The 24,641-nt window shown below is 67.3% G+C and carries 27 protein-coding genes and 1 riboswitch; of the genes, 11 read left to right on the forward strand and 16 right to left on the reverse strand.

Going from position 1 to position 24,641, the window contains the following annotated elements; translation table 11 throughout:
- Positions 1–108: 108 nt before the first annotated feature.
- The 5 genes from DIE11_RS08265 to DIE11_RS08290 form a co-directional block, all read right to left on the reverse strand.
- Complete coding sequence (locus DIE11_RS08265) at positions 109–1,974, reverse strand: phosphoenolpyruvate carboxykinase (GTP) (RefSeq protein ID WP_124622756.1); 1,866 nt, start codon at positions 1,972–1,974, stop codon at positions 109–111.
- Positions 1,975–2,499: 525 nt separating this feature from the next.
- On the reverse strand, positions 2,500–3,276 hold the full coding sequence (locus DIE11_RS08275; RefSeq protein WP_124622758.1) for a glucose 1-dehydrogenase: 777 nt from the start codon (positions 3,274–3,276) through the stop codon (positions 2,500–2,502).
- Positions 3,277–3,373: 97 nt separating this feature from the next.
- On the reverse strand, positions 3,374–4,129 hold the full coding sequence (locus DIE11_RS08280) for an SDR family NAD(P)-dependent oxidoreductase (protein ID WP_124622760.1): 756 nt from the start codon (positions 4,127–4,129) through the stop codon (positions 3,374–3,376).
- 9 nt (positions 4,130–4,138) lie between these two features.
- Positions 4,139–5,005, reverse strand: a complete 867-nt coding sequence (locus DIE11_RS08285; protein WP_124622762.1) for an SDR family NAD(P)-dependent oxidoreductase — start codon at positions 5,003–5,005, stop codon at positions 4,139–4,141.
- A gap of 51 nt (positions 5,006–5,056) precedes the next feature.
- Entirely contained in the window at positions 5,057–5,557 is a 501-nt protein-coding gene (locus DIE11_RS08290) for a nuclear transport factor 2 family protein (RefSeq protein WP_059600491.1), read from the reverse strand.
- Between the two features lie 210 nt (positions 5,558–5,767).
- Here DIE11_RS08290 and DIE11_RS08295 point away from each other — a divergent pair, with 210 nt between their 5' ends.
- Together DIE11_RS08295 and DIE11_RS08300 are read left to right on the forward strand one after the other, a co-directional pair.
- The gene (locus DIE11_RS08295) at positions 5,768–6,289 is read left to right on the forward strand and encodes a nuclear transport factor 2 family protein (protein ID WP_124622763.1); all 522 of its coding nucleotides are present in this window, start codon (positions 5,768–5,770) and stop codon (positions 6,287–6,289) included.
- A gap of 50 nt (positions 6,290–6,339) precedes the next feature.
- Positions 6,340–7,056 carry an EthD domain-containing protein gene (locus DIE11_RS08300; protein WP_124622765.1) on the forward strand — a complete coding sequence of 239 codons (717 nt, stop codon included), beginning with the start codon at positions 6,340–6,342 and terminating at the stop codon, positions 7,054–7,056.
- 53 nt (positions 7,057–7,109) lie between these two features.
- On the opposite strand, the gene DIE11_RS08305 is transcribed toward DIE11_RS08300, so the two are convergent.
- Positions 7,110–8,696, reverse strand: coding sequence for an isocitrate lyase (locus DIE11_RS08305; protein WP_124622767.1), 1,587 nt, complete (start codon positions 8,694–8,696; stop codon positions 7,110–7,112).
- 411 nt (positions 8,697–9,107) lie between these two features.
- On the opposite strand from DIE11_RS08305, the gene DIE11_RS08310 reads away from it, so the two are divergent.
- The 4 genes from DIE11_RS08310 (at position 9,108) to DIE11_RS08325 (ending at position 11,675) form a co-directional block, all read left to right on the forward strand.
- Positions 9,108–9,629 carry a YbaK/prolyl-tRNA synthetase associated domain-containing protein gene (locus tag DIE11_RS08310; protein ID WP_124622769.1) on the forward strand — a complete coding sequence of 174 codons (522 nt, stop codon included), beginning with the start codon at positions 9,108–9,110 and terminating at the stop codon, positions 9,627–9,629.
- Positions 9,626–10,264: a transcriptional regulator gene (locus DIE11_RS08315; RefSeq protein ID WP_124622770.1), complete on the forward strand. Its 639-nt coding sequence runs from the start codon at positions 9,626–9,628 to the stop codon at positions 10,262–10,264. Before DIE11_RS08310 ends, DIE11_RS08315 begins: the two co-directional genes overlap by 4 nt.
- Positions 10,265–10,321: 57 nt before the next feature.
- Complete coding sequence (locus tag DIE11_RS08320) at positions 10,322–11,296, forward strand: threo-3-hydroxy-L-aspartate ammonia-lyase (protein WP_059679721.1); 975 nt, start codon at positions 10,322–10,324, stop codon at positions 11,294–11,296.
- Between the two features lie 130 nt (positions 11,297–11,426).
- Positions 11,427–11,675: a hypothetical protein gene (locus tag DIE11_RS08325; protein ID WP_059600498.1), complete on the forward strand. Its 249-nt coding sequence runs from the start codon at positions 11,427–11,429 to the stop codon at positions 11,673–11,675.
- 46 nt (positions 11,676–11,721) lie between these two features.
- Here DIE11_RS08325 and DIE11_RS08330 read toward each other — a convergent pair whose 3' ends face one another.
- From DIE11_RS08330 to DIE11_RS08350, 5 genes are read right to left on the reverse strand one after another with little or no spacing between them, the layout of a single operon-like run.
- Complete coding sequence (locus DIE11_RS08330) at positions 11,722–12,546, reverse strand: SDR family NAD(P)-dependent oxidoreductase (RefSeq protein WP_124622772.1); 825 nt, start codon at positions 12,544–12,546, stop codon at positions 11,722–11,724.
- 1 nt (position 12,547) lies between these two features.
- A complete protein-coding gene (locus tag DIE11_RS08335) occupies positions 12,548–13,423 on the reverse strand; it encodes an SDR family NAD(P)-dependent oxidoreductase (RefSeq protein WP_124622774.1) in 876 nt (291 codons plus the stop codon).
- A 43-nt stretch (positions 13,424–13,466) separates the two neighbouring features.
- Positions 13,467–14,459 carry an NADP-dependent oxidoreductase gene (locus DIE11_RS08340; RefSeq protein ID WP_124622775.1) on the reverse strand — a complete coding sequence of 331 codons (993 nt, stop codon included), beginning with the start codon at positions 14,457–14,459 and terminating at the stop codon, positions 13,467–13,469.
- Between the two features lie 54 nt (positions 14,460–14,513).
- Entirely contained in the window at positions 14,514–15,146 is a 633-nt protein-coding gene (locus DIE11_RS08345) for a Dabb family protein (protein WP_124622777.1), read from the reverse strand.
- Positions 15,136–15,480: a hypothetical protein gene (locus DIE11_RS08350; RefSeq protein ID WP_059679445.1), complete on the reverse strand. Its 345-nt coding sequence runs from the start codon at positions 15,478–15,480 to the stop codon at positions 15,136–15,138. The genes DIE11_RS08345 and DIE11_RS08350 overlap by 11 nt, the downstream gene beginning before the upstream one ends.
- A gap of 169 nt (positions 15,481–15,649) precedes the next feature.
- Here DIE11_RS08350 and DIE11_RS08355 point away from each other — a divergent pair, with 169 nt between their 5' ends.
- Together DIE11_RS08355 and DIE11_RS08360 are read left to right on the forward strand one after the other, a co-directional pair.
- Positions 15,650–16,693, forward strand: a complete 1,044-nt coding sequence (locus tag DIE11_RS08355) for an AraC family transcriptional regulator (RefSeq protein ID WP_124622779.1) — start codon at positions 15,650–15,652, stop codon at positions 16,691–16,693.
- 108 nt (positions 16,694–16,801) lie between these two features.
- Positions 16,802–16,995, forward strand: a riboswitch (cobalamin riboswitch).
- Between the two features lie 318 nt (positions 16,996–17,313).
- Complete coding sequence (locus DIE11_RS08360) at positions 17,314–19,242, forward strand: TonB-dependent receptor domain-containing protein (protein ID WP_124622781.1); 1,929 nt, start codon at positions 17,314–17,316, stop codon at positions 19,240–19,242.
- Positions 19,243–19,276: 34 nt separating this feature from the next.
- On the opposite strand, the gene DIE11_RS08365 is transcribed toward DIE11_RS08360, so the two are convergent.
- The gene (locus DIE11_RS08365; RefSeq protein ID WP_124622783.1) at positions 19,277–19,912 is read right to left on the reverse strand and encodes a LysE family translocator; all 636 of its coding nucleotides are present in this window, start codon (positions 19,910–19,912) and stop codon (positions 19,277–19,279) included.
- A gap of 114 nt (positions 19,913–20,026) precedes the next feature.
- Here DIE11_RS08365 and DIE11_RS08370 point away from each other — a divergent pair, with 114 nt between their 5' ends.
- Both DIE11_RS08370 and DIE11_RS08375 read left to right on the forward strand, forming a co-directional pair.
- The gene (locus DIE11_RS08370; RefSeq protein ID WP_059510400.1) at positions 20,027–20,488 is read left to right on the forward strand and encodes an Lrp/AsnC family transcriptional regulator; all 462 of its coding nucleotides are present in this window, start codon (positions 20,027–20,029) and stop codon (positions 20,486–20,488) included.
- Between the two features lie 63 nt (positions 20,489–20,551).
- Positions 20,552–20,962, forward strand: coding sequence for a VOC family protein (locus DIE11_RS08375; protein ID WP_124622785.1), 411 nt, complete (start codon positions 20,552–20,554; stop codon positions 20,960–20,962).
- Between the two features lie 53 nt (positions 20,963–21,015).
- On the opposite strand, the gene DIE11_RS08380 is transcribed toward DIE11_RS08375, so the two are convergent.
- Genes DIE11_RS08380 through DIE11_RS08390 form a run of 3 tightly spaced genes read right to left on the reverse strand, consistent with a single transcriptional unit; the run spans position 21,016 to position 22,835 of the window.
- Positions 21,016–21,363: a copper-binding protein gene (locus tag DIE11_RS08380; RefSeq protein WP_124622787.1), complete on the reverse strand. Its 348-nt coding sequence runs from the start codon at positions 21,361–21,363 to the stop codon at positions 21,016–21,018.
- 39 nt (positions 21,364–21,402) lie between these two features.
- Entirely contained in the window at positions 21,403–22,194 is a 792-nt protein-coding gene (locus DIE11_RS08385) for a DUF2182 domain-containing protein (RefSeq protein ID WP_059600510.1), read from the reverse strand.
- Positions 22,191–22,835 carry a DUF1326 domain-containing protein gene (locus DIE11_RS08390; protein ID WP_124622789.1) on the reverse strand — a complete coding sequence of 215 codons (645 nt, stop codon included), beginning with the start codon at positions 22,833–22,835 and terminating at the stop codon, positions 22,191–22,193. Before DIE11_RS08390 ends, DIE11_RS08385 begins: the two co-directional genes overlap by 4 nt.
- A 343-nt stretch (positions 22,836–23,178) precedes the next feature.
- Here DIE11_RS08390 and DIE11_RS08395 point away from each other — a divergent pair, with 343 nt between their 5' ends.
- A complete protein-coding gene (locus DIE11_RS08395; protein ID WP_124622792.1) occupies positions 23,179–24,342 on the forward strand; it encodes an MFS transporter in 1,164 nt (387 codons plus the stop codon).
- Between the two features lie 23 nt (positions 24,343–24,365).
- On the opposite strand, the gene DIE11_RS08400 is transcribed toward DIE11_RS08395, so the two are convergent.
- The gene (locus DIE11_RS08400) at positions 24,366–24,614 is read right to left on the reverse strand and encodes a hypothetical protein (protein WP_059600512.1); all 249 of its coding nucleotides are present in this window, start codon (positions 24,612–24,614) and stop codon (positions 24,366–24,368) included.
- Positions 24,615–24,641: the final 27 nt, after the last annotated feature.

Here is a 24,641-nt window from a genome sequence, read left to right on the forward strand (position 1 = left end):
CCACGCTGAAACGAAGCAGCAACAAAAACGTCCCGCCGCCGGCGATGCATGCCGGCGGCGGGACGTTCATGCCACCACGTCGTTACTTCGTTACACCGATTCGGATCGTCAGCCGCCGATGCGCTGTTCGATCTTCTTCATCGTGTCGGTCAGCTCGGTGGGCAAACGCAGCTTCAGCGTGTCGAACAGCGCGGCATGCAGCTTCAGTTCCTCGCGCCATTCGTCGGCGTTCATCGACGTCACCGCCTCGAACTGCTCGCGCGTGAAGTCGAGCCCGTTCCAGTGCAGGTCGTCATAGGCCGGCGACACGCCGAACGCATGTTCGCCGCCGCCGCCGTTGCCCTCGAGGCGATCGAGCATCCACTTCAGCACGCGCATGTTCTCGCCGAAGCCCGGCCACACGAACTTGCCGTTCGCATCCTTGCGGAACCAGTTCACGCAGTAGATCTTCGGCAGCGTCGCGCCGGCGCCTTCGATCTGCTTGCCGATCTTCAGCCAGTGCGCGAAATAATCGCTCATGTTGTAGCCGCAGAACGGCAGCATCGCGAACGGGTCGCGGCGCACGACGCCCTGCTGGCCAGCTGCCGCGGCGGTCGTCTCCGAGCCCATCGTCGCGGCCATGTACACGCCTTCGATCCAGTCGCGCGCCTCGGTCACGAGCGGCACGGTCGTCGAGCGACGGCCGCCGAAGATGAACGCGTCGATCGGCACGCCGGCCGGGTCTTCCCAGTCCGCGTCGATCGACGGGCATTGCGATGCCGGCGCCGTGAAGCGCGAGTTCGGGTGTGCGGCCTTGCGGCCGGTTTCCTTTCCGATCTCCGGCGTCCACGGGTTGCCCTGCCAGTCGGTCAGCTTCGCGGGCGGCGTGTCGGTCAGGCCTTCCCACCACACGTCGCCGTCTTCCGTCAGCGCGACGTTCGTGAAGATCACGTTTTCCTTCAGCGTCGAGATCGCGTTCGGGTTGGTTTTCACGCCCGTGCCCGGCGCGACGCCGAAGAAGCCGGCTTCCGGGTTGATCGCATACAGGCGCCCGTCGCGGCCCGGCTTCAGCCATGCGATGTCGTCGCCGATCGTCGTGACCTTCCAGCCGTCGAAACCCCGCGGCGGGATCAGCATCGCGAAGTTGGTCTTGCCGCACGCGGACGGGAACGCCGCCGCGACGTGATACTTCTTGCCGGCCGGCGACGTCACGCCGAGGATCAGCATGTGTTCGGCGAGCCAGCCCTGGTCGCGGCCCATCGTCGACGCGATGCGCAGCGCAAAACACTTCTTGCCGAGCAGCGCGTTGCCGCCGTAGCCCGAGCCGAAGCTCCAGATCTCCCGTGTGTCGGGGAAATGCACGATGTACTTGACCGGGTTGCACGGCCACGGCACGTCCTTCTGGCCCGCTTCGAGCGGATGGCCGACGCTGTGCACGCACGGCACGAATTCGCCGTCCTCGCCGAGCACGTCATAGACGTCGCGGCCCATGCGCGTCATGATCCGCATGTTCACGGCCACGTACGGGCTGTCGGACAACTCGACGCCGACGTGCGCGATCGGCGAGCCGAGCGGGCCCATCGAGAACGGCACGACGTACAGCGTGCGGCCGCGCATCGACCCGCGGAACAGACCGTTCAGCGTCTCGCGCATTTCTTCCGGCGCGATCCAGTTGTTGGTCGGGCCGACGTCGTCGGGCGATTCGGTGCAGATGAAGGTGCGGTCCTCGACGCGCGCGACGTCGGACGGATCGGACTGCGCGAGATACGAGTTCGGGCGCTTCGCCGGGTTCAGGCGCTTGAGCGTGCCCTGGTCGACCATCGCCTGGCACAGCGCGTCGTTTTCTTCCTGCGAGCCGTCGCACCAGACGACGCGATCGGGCTCCGTGAGCGCCGCGATACGCGACACCCAGTCGATCAGTTTGCGATGCTTGACGAATGCCGGGGGAGCGATCAGCGGGCCGTGCGTCGCTTCGGCCAGGTTGTTTTGCGACATGGGAATGTCTCCAGACTATTGGGCGGGGATGGGGGATGCGGGACGAGCCCGCGAGATGGGGAATGCGGTCGGAGCGCAGGATGCAGCGACGCGCAAGGCGGCACACGCGAGCGGAGCGCGTGTCGATGCCGCGATGCGGGCGAGAGAATGTGATGTCTCGTATGAGCGTGCGAACGCGAGTTTCGCCATGCAAGCAACCTGCCGTACAACTCCATGCCGGCCAGCATACCATCGCCGTTATTGGGCGGGCGTTGCGTTGCAACAAGAAACAACTGTGACGACGCGCCGGCATGCCGCTTGCCGGCATGTCCTTTTTACTGCGCCGACGCGTGAGCTTTGGGGACGAAACGGCTGGAACATCCGTCCTGCAAGGGTTTCGCGAAAACGGAAAAATCGCGCGACATGCTCGCATGCGATGCACGCGAACATGTCGCGGCGCAGATTCGCGTTTTCGCTACTCAGGCAAACCCTGAATTAGGTTGCGTACACAAACATCCATCGCGCATGCGTTGTGTGCGCTACCGCTCAAAACGGCGCGCCCGGCAATCCGGGGTAATACGCGCCTGCCGCCATCCCGCCGTCGACGGACAGTTCGGCGCCGTTGCAGTACGACGCTTCGTCGCTCGCGAGAAACAGCGTCGCACGCGCGATTTCGTCAGGCAAGCCGACGCGCTGCAGCGGCACGTGCGTGTAGTGCTTGTTGATCTCGTCGAGCGGCGCGCCGGCCGGGTTCGACATCGCGGTGTTGACGCCACCGGGATGAATCGAATTCACGCGCACGCCCTGGTGGCCGAGTTCGAGCGCCGCCACCTTCGTCAACCCGCGCACGCCCCATTTGCTCGATACGTAGGCGGCCAGCGCGTTGACGCCGCGCAGCCCGTCCACCGACGAGATGTTGACGATCGATCCGCTCTTCTGCGCGATCATGCGCGGCGCGATCGTGCGGATGCCGACGAACGTGCCGACGAGATTGACCGATACCGCGCGCTCGAAATCACGTTTCGACAATTCGGTGATCGCACCGAACATCAGTACGGCCGCGTTGTTCACGAGCACGTCGATGCGGCCGAACTGCTCCACGGTCGCATCGGCGACGCGCGCCCAGTTCTGTTCGTCGCTCACGTCGAGCCGCATGAAGCGTGCCGCGTCGCCGAGTTCGCGCGCCAGCGCCTCGCCTTCCGCGTCGAGCACGTCGCCGATCACGACGCGCGCCCCCTCCGCGACGAACAGCCTGCATGTCGCGGCGCCCATCCCGCGCGCGCCGCCCGTGACGATCGCCACCTTCCCTTCCAGTCGACCCATGTCGTTTTCTCCTCGATGCTTTCCGATTCCGGTTTGCCGGCCGCGACGCGCTGCCACGTGCATCGGTGCCGGCCCTTGATGTGCGTCGCGTTCGCCGTCAGCCCCAATACGCCTGCCCGCCGTCGAGCGGCAGCGTGGCGCCCGTCAGGTACGCGGCGTCGCGGCTCGCGAGAAACACGATCGCGCGCCCGATGTCCTGCTCGCAGTCGCCCACGCGGCCGAGCGGGATCGTGCGGAAGAACGCCGCCGCTTCGTCCGGGTTCGCGTCGATCCAGCCCTTCAGCCCCGGCGACAGTGCATGCGGCGCAACCGCGTTCACGCGAATGCCGTCGGCGCCCCATTCGCATGCGGCAGCACGCGTGAGCGCGCGAATCGCTTCCTTGGTCGCCGCGTAGGCCCCATAGCCCGACGCGTCCCAGCGCACCGCGGCCGACGACGCGAAATTGACGATCACGCCATCCCCCTTCAGATGCGGATGGCACGCGCGCATCATTCGCAGCGTCGCGATCGGCCCCGACTCGAGGCCCGCGAGAAAATCCGTGTCGGTCACGTCGAGCAGGCGGCCGAGCGGCACGACCTGCGCGTTGTTGATCAGGATCTGCACGCCGCGAAACCGCTCGACGACCGCATCGACGCACCGCGCGATCTGCGCGGCGTCCATCACGTCGCACACGAACGGCTCCGCGATACCGCCGCGCGCGCGGATCGCATCGCAAGTCGCGACCAGCTTGTCGCGCGTGCGGCCGACCACGGCCACCTGTGCGCCTTCGCCCGCGAGCGCGTGCGCAATGCCTTGCCCGACGCCCTGCCCCGCGCCCGTCACGAGCGCGACCTTGCCTTCGAGGATGCCCATGTGCGCTCCTTAAGCGACGATCGCCGGATGAGCCTGCACGGGCCCGCCAAGCAGTTCGCGATACGACGGCGGCTGCTTGCCGTCGAGATCCGCGATGCCATATTGCAGCGCGGCTTCCGCGCCGACCAGCACCTGCCCCGACAACGCCATGCGCTGCGGATCGGCGTGGATCGCATGAATCACGCGGCCGGTGAATTCCGGGCTTTCGGCGACGAGCGAGAATTCCTTGTAGAGGTCCGGATGCTCGTCCCACACGCGCGTCGTGCGTTCGGTTCGCAGCGGCCCCATCCAGATCGACACGGCCGCGACGTCGAACGGTTTCAGGTCGACGGCCATGTCCTTCGCGAACTTGTCGACGCCGGACTTCTGCGCGCCGTACGCAGCGCCGTGCATGTAGCAGCTCGCGCCGAACGACGACGTGAACGCGATCAGCCCGCTGCGGCGCCTCGCCATCAGCGGCGCGGCGTGCCAGCTCGCGACGTACGCCGAGCGCAGCCCGACGTCGAGGATGTTCACGAGGTCGAGCGACTTCTCCCAAAACGGGCCTGGCAGGATCAGCTGGTCGTGCAGATAGGTCGCGTTGTTGACGAGGATGTCGAGTCGCCCGCTGTCGCGTTCGACGCGCTCGAACAGCGCCTTTACCTGTGCGTCGTCCGCGTGGTCGCACGCGACGGCGATCCCGCGGCCGCCGAGCGCGTCGATTTCGCGCGCGGTTTCGTGGATCGTGCCGGGCAGCGGCGCGTCGCCTTCGTTCTGCGAGCGCCCCGTCACATAGACCGTCATACCGGCCGCGCCGAGCGCGCGCGCGATGCCCTTGCCGGCACCGCGCGACGCGCCCGTCACGACGGCGACGGGCGCCTCGTTGTTCTGTGCCATGTTCGATGTCTCCTGGGGAATGTTTTCAACCTGAGTGGGTCGTGCGCGTCGTCACGCAGCAGGCGGCTGCGCGCCGGCGAACAGCACGCCCGGCGCATCGCCGTCGTAGCGGGCGGACAACGTCGACGTGACGACGCAGCGGGTGGCCGCGATCTTCCATTCGCCGTCGACCTTCCGGTATTCGTCGTCGTAGGTCGCGCCGAGCTGCGTGAGCGTGCGCGCGTTGGTGTCGAGCATCTGGTAATGCAGGCCCCACGTGCCGCGCGCATGCGTGTCGTCGAGCACGGTGATGTCGGGATTCACGCCGTGGTGCATCTCGACGATGTGCGGATGGCAGCCGAGCCGCTCGAACACGTCGACGAGCGCATCGCGGTGGTCGAACGTGCCGATTCGGCCGTAGTCGATGTGCACGGCGCCGGGCGCGAAGCAGTCGCGCATCCCCTGCGGATCCTTCCGGTCGCAGCACGTGAAGTAGCGCGCCTTCAGGCGGCGGATCGCGTCGGCGTCCTCCAGCCTGCGCACGCGCGCTTCCATTCGTTCGATCGGGGTCATGCCGTCTCCTTGGTCTCGTGTGCGCGGATCGAAGCCGCGTCGACGCCACGTTACAGGCGCACGGGAGGCCGGCCATCACCTGTTTGGATGAACCCCGATGTCGCGTATCGGCGAACTTGAACGCAGCTCCCGCGGCGTTCGTCCGAACAGACGATGTGACGCAGGCGGCTTCATTCCTACCATCCGATGACACCACCACGAGACACGGCGATGGACGAGACGACCCGCACGCTCCACGAGTACGAGCAGATCCGCCAGCTGAAGTACCGGTATTTCCGCGCGGTCGATACGCACGACTGGTCGCTGCTCGCGCAATGCCTGACCGAGGACTGCGAGGCGCGCCTGTACGGCGGCCGCTATGCGTACGACGGCCGCGACGCATTCGTGTCCAGCCTGCGCGAACTGCTCGGCAAGGCGACCTTCCTGACGATGCATCACGGCCACCACCCCGAGCTCACGCTGGTGTCCGCCGATCATGCGTGCGGCGTGTGGTTTCTCGAGGATCATGCGATCAATCTAGAGGATAACTACCTGATGCACGGCACCGCGTTCTATGACGACCAGTACGTGAAGCACGACGGCGTGTGGCGTATTCACGCGACGCGTCACGAGCGCCTGTTCGAAACCGTCACGTCGCCGATTCCGCCGTCGTTCACGCTGACCGCCAACCGCTTCGCACCGGGCGCGCACGACGCGTCCGGCGCGACCGATCCGGCCGTCAACGCTTCCTGAAACCCGGCGGCAGCGCCGCCGACCTCGTCATCCCCTTTGGAGCCGGAGCAATGGAGAAAGTCATTTATGTATTGTGGCGCGATGCGCAGGCCGCGCCCGAACAATGGAGCCGCAGCGTGCGCGCGCAGCTCGCCGACAAGCTGCTGTCGCTAGGCGCGCCCGGCGTGCAGATCAACGTTGCCGACGCCGATGTCGCGCCGGCCGCCGGCCTGAAGCAGACCAACACGCACCCGGGCATCGACGGCATCGTCGCGGTGTGGATCGACAGCGCGAACCCGATGTTCCGCCAGCCGTTCGACGACGCGGTGCGCGCGATCGTCCCGCACATGGCCGCGTATCTCGTCACGGAATCGCAGCCGATTCCGAACATGCGCTTTCCGGCGCGGCCCGGCGAGCGCACGAGCGGCTTCTCGCAGCTCGCGTTCCTGAAGCGCCCGCCGCGCCTCACGCATGAAGCATGGCTCGACGTATGGCACGGCCATCACACGCGCGTCGCGATCGACACGCAGGACAACTTCCTGTACGTGCAGAACGTGGTCGTGCGCGCGCTCACGCATGCGGCGCCCGGCTACGACGCGATCGTCGAGGAATGCTTCCCGGCCGCCGCGATGACCGATCCGTACGCGTTCTTCGATGCAGTCGGCGACGAGGAGAAATTCCAGCGCAACGTCGGGGAGATGATGGACAGCTGCGGACGCTTCATCGATTTCGACAAGATCGACGTGGTGCCGACGAGCCAATACGTCGTGAAGGCCGTGCGCGGATAAAAAAAACGCCAACCCGTCATGAACGGGTTGGCGTCGTGCCGCGGGTATGACGATTACGAGAACTGGTTCATCGTGTTGTCCTTGCCCGCTGCCTTCAGCGCTGCGTCGCCGCTGAAGTATTCCTTGTGGTCGTCGCCGATATCCGAGCCGGACATGTTCTGGTGCTTGACGCACGCGATGCCCTGACGGATTTCCTTGCGCTGCACGCCCGCCACGTAACCGAGCATCCCCTGTTCGCCGAAGTATTCCTTCGCGAGGTTGTCGGTCGACAGCGCGGCCGTGTGGTACGTCGGCAGCGTGATCAGGTGGTGGAAGATGCCTGCTTCACGCGATGCATCGGCCTGGAACGTACGGATCTTCTCGTCGGCGAGCTTGGCCAGTTCGGTCTCGTCGTACTCGACGCTCATCAACTGCGCACGGTCGTATGCCGACACGTCCTTGCCCTCTGCCTTCATCGCGTCGTACGCCTGCTGACGGAAGTTCAGCGTCCAGTTGAACGACGGGCTGTTGTTGTACACCAGCTTCGCGTTCGGGATGACCTTGCGGATTTCGCTGACCATGCCGCCGATCTGCGCGATGTGCGGTTTTTCGGTTTCGATCCACAGCAGGTCGGCGCCGTTCTGCAGCGACGTGATGCAGTCGAGCACGCAACGCGCTTCGCCCGTGCCGGCGCGGAACTGGAACAGGTTGCTCGGCAGGCGCTTCGGACGCAGCAGCTTGCCGTCGCGCTTGATGACGACGTCACCGTTGCCCAGCTGGTCGGCCGACAGCTCCTCGCAGTCGAGGAACGCGTTGTACTTGTCGCCCAGGTCGCCCGGCTCGTTGGTCACGGCGATCTGCTTGGTCAGGCCGGCGCCGAGCGAGTCGGTACGGGCGACGATGATGCCGTCGTCCACGCCCAGTTCCAGGAACGCGTAGCGGATCGCGCGGATCTTCGCGAGGAAGTCCTCGTGCGGCACGGTGACCTTGCCGTCCTGGTGGCCGCACTGCTTCTCGTCGGACACCTGGTTTTCGATCTGGATGCAGCACGCGCCCGCTTCGATGAACTGCTTGGCCAGCAGGTACGTTGCTTCGGCGTTGCCGAAACCGGCGTCGATGTCGGCGATGATCGGCACGACGTGCGTCACGTGGTTGTCGATCTTTTCCTGGATGGCGGCCTTGGCAGCGGCGTCCTTGGCAGCATCCAGCTCGCGGAACAGGCCGCCGAGTTCACGTGCGTCGGCCTGGCGCAGGAACGTGTACAGCTCGCGGATCAGCGCGCTGACCGACGTCTTTTCGTGCATCGACTGGTCCGGCAGCGGGCCGAACTCCGAGCGCAGCGCGGCGACCATCCAGCCCGACAGGTACAGGTAGCGGCGTTCGGTGCTGTTGAAGTGCTTCTTGATCGAGATCATCTTCTGCTGGCCGATGAAGCCGTGCCAGCAACCCAGCGACTGCGTGTACTTGGACGGATCGGCATCGTACGCGGCCATGTCGGCGCGCATGATCTTCGCGGTGTACTTCGCGATGTCGAGGCCCGTCTTGAACTTGTTCTGGGCACGCATGCGGGCGGCATACTCGGGATTGATGGCATTCCACGCGCTGCCGTGGTTTTCCTTCAAGCCAGCCACTGCCTTGATGTCGTCTTGATATTGGGACATGTCAATCTCCTGGGAACGAAGCGCATTTGAGTAAAGGGTTCAGCTTGCCCGCTCCGTATGACGAAGCGAACTGCATGGACTCAATAGTAACGCCGCCCGATGCGCTTTCGGCGAGGTCTTATATAAGACATAAGATATAAATTTTGCTTGTTTTTCAATGAGATAAGCGGTGCATTTTGCGATGCAAAACCGGTTTTCAAGCGGCGGGACGGCGGCGCGGCGGGAATTCCGCGCGCATTCCGCGATATGAAACGGCCTTTCGGCAGTTGGTGGGAGGACAAACATGGCGATCCCTGTTTCGGGGCTTTGCCATGCACATGACAAAACGTCTATACTTGGACAATTCATCGACGGCAAACCGAGGCACGCCGTCCCCCGCGTACCGTGATGCGCCCTCCTGCCCGGATCGACATGAGCGACTATCCCGTTTTTGACGCGCTGTGCGAGCTGCTGAACACCTCCGGCGCGCGGTTCCGCGTGCTGGATCACCCGGCCGAAGGCAAATCCGACGTGATCGCCGCGATTCGCGGCACGCGTCCCGAACAGGGCGCGAAGGCGATGCTCTGCACGTTCAAGGACGGCGGCGACGTCACCGCGCTCGCGGTCATCCCCGGCCATCTGAAGATCGATTTCCGCAAGGTCGCCGACGCGGTCGGCCGCCGCAAGGCGACACTCGCGCCGCCCGAACTTGCCGCCACGGTCACGCGCTGCGTGATGGGCGCCGTGCCGCCGTTCGTGTTCGACGCGAACGTGACGCTCGTCGTCGACCCCGCACTGATCGAACTCAACGACGAAATCGCGTTCAACGCGGGCCGCCTCGACCGCTCGGTCGTGCTCGACGCGTCCGACTACGTGCGGATCGCCCGCCCGCTGCTGGCCGACATCACGCGGCCGGAAACGACCGACGCGCCCGCGCTCGAGGCCAAACCATGACCACGCCCCGCTCCAGGCCGCAGTTGGAACAGGCGTCGCTGATCGAGCAGGTGCTGCGCATCGCCGAAGGGCTCGGCGCGATGTTCGCGCCGTTCACCGAAGTCGTCGTGCACGACCTGCGCACGCCGAAGCACGCGATCCTCGCGATCCATAACAACCTGTCGGGCCGCGCGATCGGCGATCCGGCGACCGAACTCGGGCTCGCCCGCATCGACGACGACGACTTCCCGCAGGTGCTCGCGAACTACGCGAACCGCTTCGCCGACGGCCGCACGGCGAAAAGCACGTCGATCGGCATCAAGGATTCGAACGGCCGCTATGTGGCCGCGCTGTGCCTGAACGCGGACGTCACACTGTTCCGCGGTTTCCAGGGGATGCTGAACCAGTTCTGCAGCACCGAAGGCGCGCCGGTCGCCGAAACGCTCGACCCGGCCGGCGCGGACGCGATCCGGCAGCGCATCGACGCGTTCGCGACGCGCCTCGCGACCACGCCGCGCGAACTGAAGACCGACCAGCGCCGCGAGCTGATGCAGACGCTGAAGGCCGACGGCTTCCTCGAGGTGCGCCGCGCGATGGAAATCGTGTCGCAGCATCTCGGCGTGTCGCGCGCCACCGTATACAACGATGCGAAATGATGCGTGAGGCGGATGCGCCCCGCTGACCTGTTGACCGACTCTTCCGACGAGCGACTCATGAACACTCCGACCCTCCCCACCTACGACGACGTCGCGGCCGCCGCGGCACGGCTCGACGGCCGCGCGCACCGCACGCCCGTGATGACGTCGCGAACGATCGACGAAGCGCTCGGCGCGCAGGTGTTCTTCAAGTGCGAGAACCTGCAGCGCATGGGCGCGTTCAAGTTCCGCGGCGCGTTCAACGCGCTGTCGCGCTTCGACGCGACGCAGCGACGCAACGGCGTCGTCGCGTTCTCGTCCGGCAACCATGCACAGGCGATCGCGCTGTCGGCGCGCATCCTCGGCATCCCGGCGACGATCGTGATGCCGCAGGACGCGCCGGCCGCGAAGATGGCCGCGACGCGCGGCTACGGCGGCAACGTCGTGACCTACGATCGCTATACCGAGGACCGCGAGCAGATCGGTCGCGCGCTCGCGGAGCAGCACGGGCTCACGCTGGTGCCGCCGTACGACCACGCAGACGTGATCGCGGGCCAGGGCACGGCGGCGAAGGAATTGTTCGACGAGGTCGGGCCGCTCGACGCGGTGTTCACGCCGCTCGGTGGCGGCGGCCTGCTGTCGGGCACGGCGCTCGCGACGCGCGCGCTGTCGCCGCACGCGAAGCTGTACGGCGTCGAGCCGGAAGCGGGCAACGACGGACAGCAATCGTTCCGGTCCGGGTCGATCGTCCATATCGACACGCCGCGCACGATCGCCGACGGCGCGCAGACGCAGCACCTCGGCAACCTGACGTTCCCGATCCTGCGGCGCGACGTCGACGACATCCTGACCGCGACCGACGCGGAACTGGTCGACTGCATGCGCTTCTTCGCGACCCGTATGAAGATTGTCGTCGAGCCGACCGGCTGCCTGTCGCTCGCGGCCGCGCGCCGGATGAAGGACGAACTGAAAGGCAAGCGCGTCGGCATCGTGATCAGCGGCGGCAACGTCGATCTCGAGAACTTCTGCGCGCTGGTCGCCGCATCCGCGTGAGCGTCGCGGCGCGCGGATGACTGCATGAACATCCCGTCATCCGCGCGCCGCCACTCCTTCACGTCGCGTTAAGTTTCGCGCCCTACACTGAATGCGTTGTCCCGCAGTCAGTCGTGAAGAAGGAGTCGCCATGAACACGCACGCGATCGTCGCCGCCGCCCTCGCGGCAGCATCCCTCACGGCGTTCGCGCAACCGGGCGCGACGTCATCCGGTTTTTCCGCCACTTCGCCGCACGACCCGGTCGCGCAGGCCGCCCACCGATCGCCCGCCGCGCTGCCGCACGCCGGCTTCGTGCTCGCGAAGATCGATCAGAACAATACGCCGCCCGACCGCGGTGGCGAACCCAGCGGCCGCACGCACGCCGGCACGCATATGTAACCCGGCGTGAGCCGGCCGCGTCGGTCGGCCGGCCCGCGCCATGACTTCACAACGACGGCAGCGACGGATCGCGCGCGGCGAGGATGTCCGCGGTGCGCCGCTGCAGCGCGCCGTCGATCGTCTCCGGCTGCGGAATCAGCCAGTAACGCCCGTCGCGAATGCCGTCGAACGCCCGCGCCGCAAATGCGTCGGGCGTGAGCCCGTGCGCGTTCAGCATCGCGCGCATCGTGTCGACGAAGCCCTGCACCTCGGGCCGGTCGTGCGCGGCGCCGAACGGGTCGTTGAAAATGCCCGTCTGCACCGGGCCCGGCGCGAGCAGCGACACGCCGACCGGCGCGCCGAGCATCTTGAGCTCGCCGTGCAGCGATTCGGTCAGCGCGACCACCGCGAATTTCGTCGCCGAGTAAGGCGACATCAACGGGCTCGGCAGGAAGCCGCCGACCGACGCCGTATTGACGATGCGCGCGGGCATGTTGCGCTCGAGCATGCGCGGCACGAAGCTGCGGATCCCGTTCATCACGCCGTGCACGTTGATCGCGAAACTGCGCTCGAACCGTTCCGGCGTGATTTCCCAGCTGAAGCCGGTCGCCATCACGCCTGCGTTGTTGAACAGCAGGTCGACGCCGCCGAAGCGCTGCCATGCGGCGTCGGCCAGCGCATCGACGGCTTCAGGGCGGCTGACGTCCGTCGGCACGCACAGCACGTCGGTGTCGAGCGTCGCGGCGAACGCGTCGAGCTTCCCCCGGTCGAGATCGGCCAGCACCACGCGCATGCCGAGCCCGGCGGCGTGGCGCGCGAGCCCGCTGCCGATACCGCTGGCCGCGCCGGTGATCACGGCGGTACCGCCGTCGAAGCGAATCGAAGTCGTCATGTCAATGTCCTGTCGGGTCGATGCTCGGATGCGCGTATGCGGGAATCACGGGTGGCGGCAACGGCGTGCGGCCGTCGAGCGAGCGCACCGCGAGCCCCTGCGACAGCGGGAAATGCAGGCTGTGCGTGACGAGGCCCGTGCGCTCGCTTGCCGGCAGGCTGCACAGCGCGAGCGCGGTTTCCGCGAGATACGCGACGTCCTCGGTCGGATAGCCTTCAGGGATGTAGCGGGCCGCGCCCGGCGTGCGGATCGCGGTGCTCGGCGCGACCAGGTTCACCGCGATGCCGTCGGCTTCGAGCTCGGCCGCGAGTCCTTGCGTGAAGCGCGACAGCGCGGCCTTGACCGCCGCATAGACGGTCGCGCCGCCCGCGCGCGAGAAATCGTCGAACGGCCGCAGCGGCGCGAGCGCCGTGACCGAGCCGACGTTCACGATCCAGCCGGCGCCACGCGCGCGCATCAGCGGAATCGCTGCCTGGCTCAGCGCGAACGGAATGCGCAGATAGTGCTCGATCGTCGTGTCGAACATCGCCATCGGCATCGCGTCGACGCGTGCGTAGTCGGCCACGCCCGCGTTGTTCACGAGGATGTCGAGGCCGCCGGCCGCCTTCGCCGCGCGCCCGACGAGCGCGTCGCGCTCGGCCGGGTTCGACAGGTCGGCCGCCACTGCGATCGCGCGGCCGCCCGCCTGCTCGATCAGCGCGACCGTTTCGGCGAGCGTGCCGGCGGTCGTCGCGGATTGCGTGAGGCTGCGCGCCGTCACGACGACGGTCGCGCCTTCCGACGCGAGGCGCTGCGCGATCGCGCGGCCGATGCCGCGGCTCGCGCCGGTCACGAGCGCGCATTTGCCCGCAAGCGTCGCGGTTCGGGTGTCGGTCATGATGTCTCCGGTAAAAGGGGTGTCATGTGCGGGCCGTTCTGCGTCAGCCCGCGATATCCGCAACGTGCAACACGAACTTGGTTTTCGCGTCGCCCGTTTGAACGAGATCGAGTGCGCGCGCCGCCTGTTCGAGCGGAAAGCGCTCGAAGCGCGGCACGCGTAGCGCGCCACGGCCGAGCCGTTCCGCGATCGCTGCCAGCGTGGCGCCGCTCGGCATCCGGCTGTACGTCATCGCGGTGCGCAGGCCGCGCTTCGCGGCTTCGGCGCCCGTCGCGGCCAATCGCTCCGCGTCGCCGGCCGCGAGCGTCATGATGTTGACGAGCGTGCCGCCCGGTGCCAGCAGGTCGAGTGCATCGGCCAGTGTGGCGCCGCCGACCGCGTCGAGCACCAGATCGACGCCGCCGGGCGCCCACGCCCGCACGGCCGCGGCGATGTCCTGTGCGCGATAGTCGATGCTCGCCGCCGCGCCGAGCGCCTCGACGCTCGCGCGGTTGCGGGCCGAGCACGTCGCCGCGACGCGCGCGCCCGCCTGCGCGGCAAGCTGGATCGCGAACGTGCCGACCGCGCCCGCGCCGCCGTGCACCAGCACGGTCTGCCCATCACGCAGCCCGCCGTCGTCGAACAGGCCCGCCCACGCCGCCAGCGCGGGGGTCGGCGTGGCCGCCGCTTCCGCGAAGCCGACCGTGTCGGGCAGGCGCACGACCGAGTCGTGCCGCACCGCGACGTATTCCGCATACGCGCCCCAGCGCCCCGCGCCGACGTCGGTCTGCGCGAACACGCGCATCCCGGGCGCGAATCCTTCCACGCCATCGCCGACCGCCTCGACCACACCGGCCGCGTCGAAGCCGATCACGAACGGAAACGTGATCCGCATGAACGCGCCGAGATAGCCTTCGCGGCATTTCCAGTCGGCGGGATTGACACCCGCGTACGCGACGCGAATCAGCACGTCGCCGGGGCCCGGCCTCGGTGCCGGAACGTCGGCCATTCGCAGCGCGTCGGAATGACCGATGCGGTCGATCAGCAAGGCTCGCATGGTGGTGTCTCCAGGGTTGTCGTTTGCATGGCGGCGGGTCGCGTGCGCCGCGCGTCACGCCGCCGTGTCGGCCAGCAGGCTCGACGCGAGCGGACAGAACGCGTGCGCGATCGCATCGACCGTCCAGTCGGGGCTTTCGGCGTCGAAGCGGCGGTCGACCCAGCCCCAGTGATACGGATGCAGCAGGTACTCGCCGAGCAGATCGCCGACGTGCGCGAATTCCTGTTGCCAGACGTGGGTCCACGCACCCGGCGTCACGATCCTGCTCAGCCGCCAGTTGCGGATGCCGGGCATGAACGCGGGCATGCGCAGCAACTCGCGCTCGAGGTCGCGTACCTGGGCTTCGTCGGCCTCCGGCCGCACGCGCAACATCAGCGTGCGCCATACGCCGTCGCGCAGCGCCGGCTCGCGCAGACCGCCGCCGATCGCCCGGCATGCGGCGCCGTCGATCCGCACGACGCCCGGTATGCGGGCCAGCGCGGTGAAGCCCGGCGCGTGGTCGGTCGCCCGTTCGTCGCGCAGCACGTCGAGCGTGTAGTCGCCAGCGTTCCAGCAGCCTTCCAGATTGCGTGCCAGCGCAACGCGGGTCGCGCCGGGCAGCGCATGCGCGGCGTCGCGCAATGCACGCTCGACCGCGCTGGCATCGTCGGTCGCCGAAACGAATATCTGCGCCGTGTCATGCCGCATGGTCGACCTCCGTCAGTGCAGGCAGCGGTGCATCGGCGTCCGTCATCACATGGCGGCGGCGGGCGTCGCACAGCGCATCGATGGCTGTCCAGAACGCAACGACGTCACCGTCGGTCAGCGCGCGCATCCGGTAGTACGCCGGCGCATCGGCAACCTGCCACGTCAGCCACAGCGTGCTCGGCTGCCCCGGCACCGCGACGGGCGGCGACACCCAGCGGCCGGCCGCCGTCAGTCCGCGCGCCGCGTGGCCCGGCAAATAACGGTCGCGGAGCAGCGCCAGCACGTCGGGAATGCGTTCGGGTGCGAGGGTGATTTCGTCTACGATCTGGATCATTCGCGGGTCGTCTCGGTTCGTTCGTGGCGCAATGCGATGCCGGCCGCCTACGCCGTTCCGGCGAGGCCGGAAGCGGCCGGCGTGGATAACATTCTTGCGTGGCGACGGCCGGCGAACCCCTACCGGCCCGCTCACCCGCCCCTGTCGCAACGCTCAGATCGGCAGAGATATGAAACAACGCGCATTGCCGGCACGCGGTCGCATGCTGCCGGGCCTCGGCGACCGCCTGCGGGACGAGTTGACGCGCAGCGGCGCACCGCCAGTGGAACGACCGGCGACGTCGGCCGCTGACGTCGCGTCGACGACGCCAGGCGGCTTCGTCGCGCTGTACCGCGACGCCATCGAGCGGCTCGAGGCGCAAGTCGCGCGCGGCAACGGCCATCCGCCGATGCGCAAGCAGGAAGTCGACCTGATGTGCCGCTGCCTGCTCAGTTGCACGACGCTCGCCGACGCGATCCGCTGCGCGGCCGAGTTCTGCGAGATGCTGACGCCGCGCGCCGGTGCGCTGTCGCTCGCGGTGCGTGACGCGCGCGCGACGTTCCGGATGGATTCGCTGCGCCGCACGCGCAGCCCGGCCGCGTGCCTCGTCGACCTGACGGGCCTGTTCTGCTATCTGCAACTGTTCGGCTGGCTCATCGGGCAGCCGCTGCGGCCGGACGAAGTCTGGCTCGGCCATCAGCGCCGCGACGACGCGATGCCGCTGCTCGGGCTGTTCAATGCGCCGGTCGACGTCGGCCGCAAAACCTATGGCTTCGCATTCGACGCCGCGCAGCTCGATGCCCGCGTGATCCGCCAGCCGGGCGAACTGGCCACGTTCCTCGTCGATTTTCCGTTTCGTCTGATCGATGCGGCGCCGGCCGTCGTGTCATGGGCGCAGCAGGTACGCGGTTTTCTCGACGCGGCGCTCGCGCGCGAGCAGGCGCTGCCCACGCTCGCCGAACTGGCGAGATGGCTCGGCGTCAGCGAGGCGACGTTGCGACGGCGGCTGGCTGCCGAAGGCAGCGGCTATCACGCGTTGCACGAGCAGTGTCTCGCCGACGTCGCACGGCGCTGCCTGCGCGAGTCGGACTGGCCGGTCGCGCGAATCGCCGCGCATCTCGGGTTCGGCGGCGAGGAAGCATTCCGGCGTGCGTTCGTGCGATGGACGGGTGTCGCGCCGAGCCGGTTCCGGCGCGATTGCCGCGCGGCCAGCGCCCCATTTCATCAGATGTAAAGCGGCCGGCGTGTCTCGCAAGAATGGATTTGGAAAAAATCCGGCGATCACTGACGTTTTTTCGCATCCCTGCGCGCTTCGCCAATTGACGCGCCGGAGCGCTCGCCATTACGCTTGCGCGCTGATGGTTCCCGGAGACGGGATGAAAAGGGAACGCAGAAGAGGCAGCGCCTCGAATCTGCGGCTGCCCCCGCAACTGTGAGCGGCGAATCCGCACTACCCCACGCCACTGGGAAACCGGGAAGGCCGGTGCGAATAGCGACCCGCGAGCCAGGAGACCTGCCATCGACCCGAGGTCCAAGCAGCCGCGCCGGGCGGGGTGTCCCGGAGCGCCAGGCACCACCTTTGGCGGTCGCCCCGTTGCATGGACGGCCCGACCTCAGGACCCTTCAGATGTCCAGTCTTTCCGCCTCCGCTTCCTCGCCGGAAGCGTCGTGCCGTCGCGCCAGCCAGCCATGGGCGCGGCGTGTGCGCACGCGTGCGCCGTGCCGTGTCGCCCGATCCTCGCGACGACCGCCCACGCTCCCCGGTCTCGCGATAGACCAACACGAACCCGGGCGGTACGCACCGCCACCCGCTCACGCTCGCCGTACCTGCAACACGATCACGTTCATTGCCTCATGAATCTTCGCCACCTTCTCGCCACGTCCGCCGCCACGGCGCTGTTCGCCCCGATCGCCCATGCCGCAGGCGACGCGGCGCTCCCGCAGCCGCCCCAACCCGCCGAAGCCGCCGACCTGCCGACGATCAGCGTGACCGACACACGGCACCTGCCCGAATCGTTCGACCAGCGCTATGCGACGACGCAGGTGCTCACGCGCGCCGATCTCGATCGGCTGTCGCCGAGCGACCCGAGCATCACGCAGGCGCTCGCGACGCTGCCGGGCGTGACCGTCTCGCAAAACGGCGGCCCCGGCTCGTCCGCGTCCGTGAGCATCCGCGGCTCGTCCGCCAACCAGGTCGCGGTGTTCATCGACGGCATCCGGATCGGCTCGCCGACGACCGGCATCGCGCCGTGGGCCGACCTGCCGACCGAGGCGTTCGAACGCGTCGAGGTGATCTCGGGGCCGGCCGCCGCATCGTTCGGCGCGAATGCGATGGGCGGCGTCGTGCAACTGTTCACGCGCCGCGCCGCCGGCCAGCCGAACCAGACGACCGTGTCGTTCGGCGGCGGCTCGAACAAGACCTTCGACACGCAGTTGCGCACGTCGGGCACCGTGCCGTCGACGGGGCCGCTCGCCGCGCTCGGCGGCCTCACCTACACGCTCGGCCTGCACGACTACAACACGGCCGGCATCGACGCGACGCGACCGTTCGCGTACGGCCACGAGGCCGGCCGCAATCCGTATCATGCGCAGGACCTCGATGCGCGACTCGGCTACGCGCGCGACAACTGGTCGATCTCGACGTTCGCGCTGTATCACCGCTCCGACCTGTCCTATGACAACGCCGGCTTTGCGAATCGCGAGCTCGATCATCAGCTGACGACCGGCATCGCGTTCCATCTCGACATCACACCCGACACCCAGTTCGACCAGTCGTTCGGTTATGCGAACGACCGCCAGTTCCTGTATGCGAGCGACCCGACGATCCCGACCGACCAGATCAATTCGCAGCGCATCAGTTCGTCGACGTCGCTGACCCACCAGGAGCATGGCTTCCGACTGTTCGGCCTGCCGCTGTCGGGCGAGACGAAGCTCGCGTACGACTTCACGCGCGAACAGGCATTCCTGCCGGTCGACGTGCCCGACGGCGTGCCCACGCGCAACGACTCCGCGTTCTCGCTGCATCAGTCGGCGACGCTCGGCAGCGTGACGATGTTCGTCGCGGGGCGGCACGAGATCATCGCCGGGAAGGCCGTCAACACCGGCAATGCCGCGCTGTCGTGGGCCATCACGCAGGTCTATACGGCCCGCGTGTCCTACGGCAACGCGTTCCGCCTTCCCTCGTTCAACGACCTGTACTACCCGGGCTACGGCAATCCGGACCTGAACCCGGAACGCAGCGATTCGGTCGAGGCCGCGCTCGACGCGAACACGGCGTACGGCACGTTCAGCGCCGCGATCTACGACACGCGCATCAACAATCTGATCGCGTACAACCCCGCGACGCGCTCGCCGATGAACATCGGTCGCTCGCATATCCGCGGCATCGACCTGTCGTACAAGGGCACGATCGGCCGCCATACGCCAGTGAGCATCGCGATCGGTTTCCTGAATCCCCAGGACGAAACCAACGACAGCTGGCTCAACCGCCGGCCGCGCCAGACGGTCAGCGTCAACGTCGACCACACGTGGGACGAATTGCACCTGCATGCACTGAGCACGGGCGCGTCGCTGAACTACGGCGGCACGACGTTCGACGACCCGGCCAACACGACGTATCTGCCGTCGTACCTGACCGTGAACCTGCGCGCGTCGTACAGGATCAATTCGCACCTGACGGTGTCGGCGACGCTGTCGAACCTGTTCGACCGTCAGTACATGACCGCGTACGGCTACAACACGCTCGGCCGCACCGCGTTCGGCAAGGTCAGCTACACGTTCTGACCGCGCGCGCGGGGTGTCGATGCCGCGATTCGCGTCATGACCAGACGACGCCGTGCATGCCCGCGATCAACTGGATCGCGCCGAACACCGCGATCACGGCTGCGGATACGCGCGACAGCCCGCGCATGAACGTCAGCGGCATCTTCGTGCGCAACGCGGCGGTCGCGCTGCTCAGGCACAGCCACCACGTCGCGGATCCGAGGAACACGCCCGCGACCATCAAGGTCACGGGCGGCCCCATCGCGCCTTCATGCGTGCCCGCCAGCGGGCCGAGCGCCGCGAAGATCCCGACGAACGACAGGATCGTCATCGGGTTCGACAGCGTGAGGCCGAAGGTCGTCAGGAAATCGCGAAGCACGGTCGCGCGCGGCACGTCGTGCACCGCAGACGCGGCCGGCGCCTGCCGCGCGATGGACCAGGCCAGCCACACGAGGAACGCGCCGCCGACGATTTTCAGCGTGACGGTCAGCATCGGAAACGCAGTGACGATGCCGGCGACGCCCAGCGCCCCGAGCAGCCCGTAGATCGCGTCGGCGCACGCGGCGCCGATGCCCGTCGCGAACCCCGCGTGAAAGCCGCGGCTCAGACTGCGCTGAATGCAGAGCATGCCGATCGGGCCGACCGGCACCGCGATCGACAACCCCATCACGACGGACTTGATGAACAGCATGGCCGGCTCCTCGCGACATGCAATGACATGAACCGCATCGTAGGGAAAGTCCGGTCGCCGCTGAAGGCGGTTTTTAAGGAAAAATGAGTCTTTCACCTTAAAAACTCCGCCGCGATGGATGAACTCGACTGGAAGATACTCGCGCTGCTGCAGGCCAACGGCCGCATCAGCTACACGGAACTGGCGCGCCAGGTTCACCTGTCGGTGCCGGCGGTCACGGAACGCGTGAAGCGCCTCGAGTCGGCGGGCGTGATCGACGGCTACACGGCGCGGGTCAATCCGGCCGCGGCCGGCTACCCGGTGAGCGCGCTGATCGGCATCACGGTGCCGCAGCCGGCGAAGGCGAAATTCCTGAAGCTGCTGGAGACGATTCCCGAAGTGGTCGAGTGCCATCACGTGACCGGCGCGGATTCCTACGTGATGCGGTTCGTCGCCGTCAGCATGGCGCACCTCGAGCAACTGATCGAGCGCATCAACCTCTACGGCGAAACGCGCACGTCGATCGTGATGTCGACGCCACTGCCGGCGCGCGGGCTCGCGCGCCCGGCAGCGGCGGTCAAAGGCATTCGGGGGTGACACGACACCCCGCGTTGCGCGATGCTGTGCGGTGCGCACCTTGCTCGAACCGGACAACCTGCCATGTCAGTCATCGGACTCAATCATTACAACCTGCGCGCGGATCGTGCCACGCTCGATACGCTGCGCGACTTCTATGTGAACGTCGTGGGCCTCCAGCCAGGCTACCGACCGCCGTTCCAGAGCAACGGCTACTGGCTCTACGCGGGGGCGCAGGCGATCCTCCACCTGTCCGAAGCGCAGCCGGGCGAGGTCCGGCCGCCGCACGTCGTCAACACGTTCGATCATATGGCGTTTTCGTGCGAGAACGCCGCCGACATGGAACGGCGCCTGGCCGACGCGCAGGTCAGGTACTCACGCACGTATGTGCCGCTCACGCGCCAGCTGCAGCTGTTTTTCACCGACCCGGCCGGCAATGGCGTCGAGTTGAATTTTGCCGAAGCCGGCGGCGATTCCGGTGACGGACCGGGTTAGCGCCGGCGACCGGCCCGTGACGGTCGCCAGGCAAGCGGTCGCTTGCGCGACCGTTACTGCCGTTGCACGAGCTTCACGATCGTCAGCGTGCCCCGCACGCGCTCGACCCGGACCTTGATCTTGTCGCCCACGTGCAGCGACTCGATCATCGCCGGGTCCCCGGCCTTGAACGCCATCGTCATCGGCGCCATCCCGACGTTCTCGAGGGCGCCGTGCTTCAGTGTCACCATGCCGTGCGCGGCATCGATCCGTTTCACTTCGGCATCGGTCAACGCCGAATCCGGCGCCGACATCTTCATGTCGCCCATGTTCATGTCGGGCATGCTGCCGCCCGCACGCACCGGCGTCGGAACGACGGCCATCGCGCCGAGGACGGTGATGGCGAGGTATCGGATTTTCATCGGGACACTCCGTTGTTCCGCCAATGACGAACGCGCCCGCTACACCAGCAACGTCGCAACCGCCCACGCGATCAGCACGACGCCCAGTGCGCGGCCAACGCGCTCGCCGCCCGGCAGCACTTTTTCTACGAGCACGAACAGCGACAACGCGACGATCCACACGACGTTCATCACGCCGCCGACGAACAGCAGCGCCATCAGCAACCAGCAGCAGCCCACGCAATACGCGCCGTGCCGCACGCCGAGCAGGAAGCTGCCCGTGAGTCCCGGGCGCCCGTACGTCGTGAGAAACCGGACCGGCGACCGACATTGCCGTAGGCACGCCTGTTTCAGCGGCGAGAATTGATAGGCGCCGGCCAGCGCGAGGACGATCGCGGACAATACGGCGCTCTTCGACCACAGCATCATTCCGGAGATCAGGCCGGCGGGCTGCAACAGCGTCTGCAGCACGGCCGCGGCGACCGAAAACGCGAACCACGCGGCCAGATAGCCCGCCAGCAGGAACGCCGACGTCAAAGCCGCCCCGGCTCCTTGCGCACCGTGATGCCGCAGCACCCGCCGGTACAACAGTACGAGCGGCGCCGCACTGGGCGTCATCATCGCGATCATCATCACCCACCACATCAGGACCACGGTCGCAAGCGACGGATCCATGGTCCCCATGTCGTCGGCCAGCCGATGCGGGAACAACGCCACCGCAGTCATGTCCAGCGCCGACATGCCGGTACCCGCGCCCGTCCACAGGTAGACCCAGCACGCGCCGACGAGCGCGGTCATGCCGAGCAGCGTGACGACGCGCTCGCGCCCGAGAAAATCGCCGACGGGGATCATGCCGCGACGCGATGCCGGATCAGCCCGTGGTTGTTCAGGTGCAGCCGCGCGAACTGCGCGTAGCTCCGCTCGAGATTCAGCTCGATGTGGCCACGCGACCGGCCGGTGCCCGAACCGATCTCGGCCAGCTCGTATTCGAAGCCGTGCGGCAGGTCGATCCGCGCGCGATGCTCCGCGCCCGTCACCGGATTGCGGATCGGTTCGCCGACGATGTCGAACACGCCCTCGACGCCGATCCGGCCGCGCCGCGCATCGACATCGACGTCGAAATCGATCTTCGCGAAGATCGGATCGTATGCGTGCTCGAGCGTTGACGCGAACACGGAGAACATCGTCGCGAACGGATCGGTGTCCTGACCGGTCATGATCTTCAGCACGGCCTCGCGCTGCTCGGGACTCGCGCGCTCGTCGACGATCGGCTGGCACCGTCCGTGGCCCTCGTGAATCGGCCCCGGCCACTGGAACACGACCGCGATCCGGACGCCATCGAGCACGACGTCGCCGTAGTGGCCGCTGTCGATCGAAATCGCACCCATCGCTTCGCAGTTGCCGTGCGTCGGCAACGAATTGAACTGGCAGGGGCAACCGTATGAACAATTGCAGTTCATCAGTTCGGTTCCCTGAATTTCCCATGGCGTCATGGTTTCACCTCGTGCGTTCGGTGGCAAGTAATGCTTCGAATCTAGTGCAGCGCACAGGGGAAAGCAAAGGCCGCGCGAGACGCGCGAACGAGCGAAGAAAACGCCGTGAGCGGCGCCGTGCAACGACGCTGATCCGACGAATTCATCGTAGTCGTGCGGCGCCTGCGACGCGGGCCGCACCGCACGAAACGGCGCGTCCTGCGCACCATGTTCAAGCCATGTCCGGCATAAACCGACGGCACGATCCCGTCATCGCAAATGCGGGCATCCCGCATCGGTCCTGGTCCATACTGTCTCGCAATCGACGATTTCCTGACCGTCTCTGCCGCCCCGGATGGCTGTCATGCGCGTTCAAACTGCGTTGCTCTTTCTCGTCGGCACCCTGCTCACCGCGGGCGGCTACGGCGCAACCTTCCTGCTGTCGATGCGCTTTCGCGCGATTGGCGGCAGCGATCTCGATACCGGAGCCGCACTGGCCGCCGCGACCGTCGGCACCTTCGCCGGTCTGGCGGTGGTCGGCTGGTTCTCGCGGCAGATCGGCGCCGCGCGGATCGCCGCGCTGTCGTCTCTGTGCATCGGCGCCGGCATCGTCGGCTTCGCACTCGTCGGGCGCGCGCCGACGGCCGATTTGCCGTCCGGCTTCCTGGTCGGCTTCGGCTGGGGCGCGTTTCATCTGGCCGCGCCGATGTCGCTTGCCGAGCGCACGAGCGGCGCCGCCCGAAACGTGTGGTTCTTCCGTTCGGCGACCTTCCAGATGACGGGGATCGGCATGTCCCCGGCGTTCTCGGCGTATGCGATGCGCCTGCTCCACTGGTCGATCGACGACACGCTTTATGCGGTCGGCGCGCTGTGCGCGATCGCGTCGCTGGTGTTCGAGGCGTTCGGTCGCCTGTGTCCGCGCCCGCCCGCCGCTGCGTCCGGTGGCCGCTGGGTGCGCGAACTCCGGGCCATCTCGCGCACGCGCGCGGCCGCGCCGATCGCGATGATCGCACTCGGCACCTGCGTGTTCTCCGGCCTGATGACGTTCCAGATGTCGCTCATGCAAGGCACGCAGGCGCGTGCCGGCACATTCTTCAGCCTTTACACGATGACGGTGCTGAGTGCGCGCTGGCTGCTCGGGAAATGGGTTAGGATGGCGCGCCCCGAAACCGCGACCAAGGGGTTGCTCATGATGATGATGCTCGGTGCGCTCGCCATGTTCGGCGCCGCCGAGCATGCATCGCTACAGTCCGTCGCGGCCGTGCTGCTCGGCGCCGGCTACGGGCTCATGTATCCGGTCATCCAGGCGCAGGCGCTCGACGATTGCGCGGATACGCAACGGCACGGCGTGCTGACGTGGTTCGTCGCGTCGTATTTCATTGGTACGTTCGGCTTTCCGTCGGTCGGCGGCTGGGTGATGGTGCACGCCGGCAAGGGCGCGTTGCTGATGCTCATCGCGAGCTGCGGTCTCGCGGCGCTGTCGCTCGCGTTCCTTCACGACCGGCCCGCGCCGGTGCGCACTCGATAGGCGGCTGCGGGACGCCCGCTCGGTCAGCCGGGCTTCCTCGGCGCACGTGCGATGGCGAACCACCCCATCATCGCGCCCGCGACCCACGCGCAGGTCAGCAGCAGGTCGAGGTCCATCATTCCTTCGAAATTGGCACTGTTCTCGAAGCTGCAATGCCGGCTGCCGAGGAACGCGATGCAACCGCTGGCGACCCACTGGACGTGCATGAATACGTGATAGACGGCGAAAGCCGAAGCGATGATGGCGACGCGCAGGCGTAAGGTCGTTTTCATTCGGCGCCGGAGGCGGTGGGATGGTCT

The organism is Burkholderia sp. Bp9012 (assembly GCF_003853825.1).
In the GTDB taxonomy this organism is placed as follows: Bacteria; Pseudomonadota; Gammaproteobacteria; order Burkholderiales; family Burkholderiaceae; genus Burkholderia; species Burkholderia diffusa.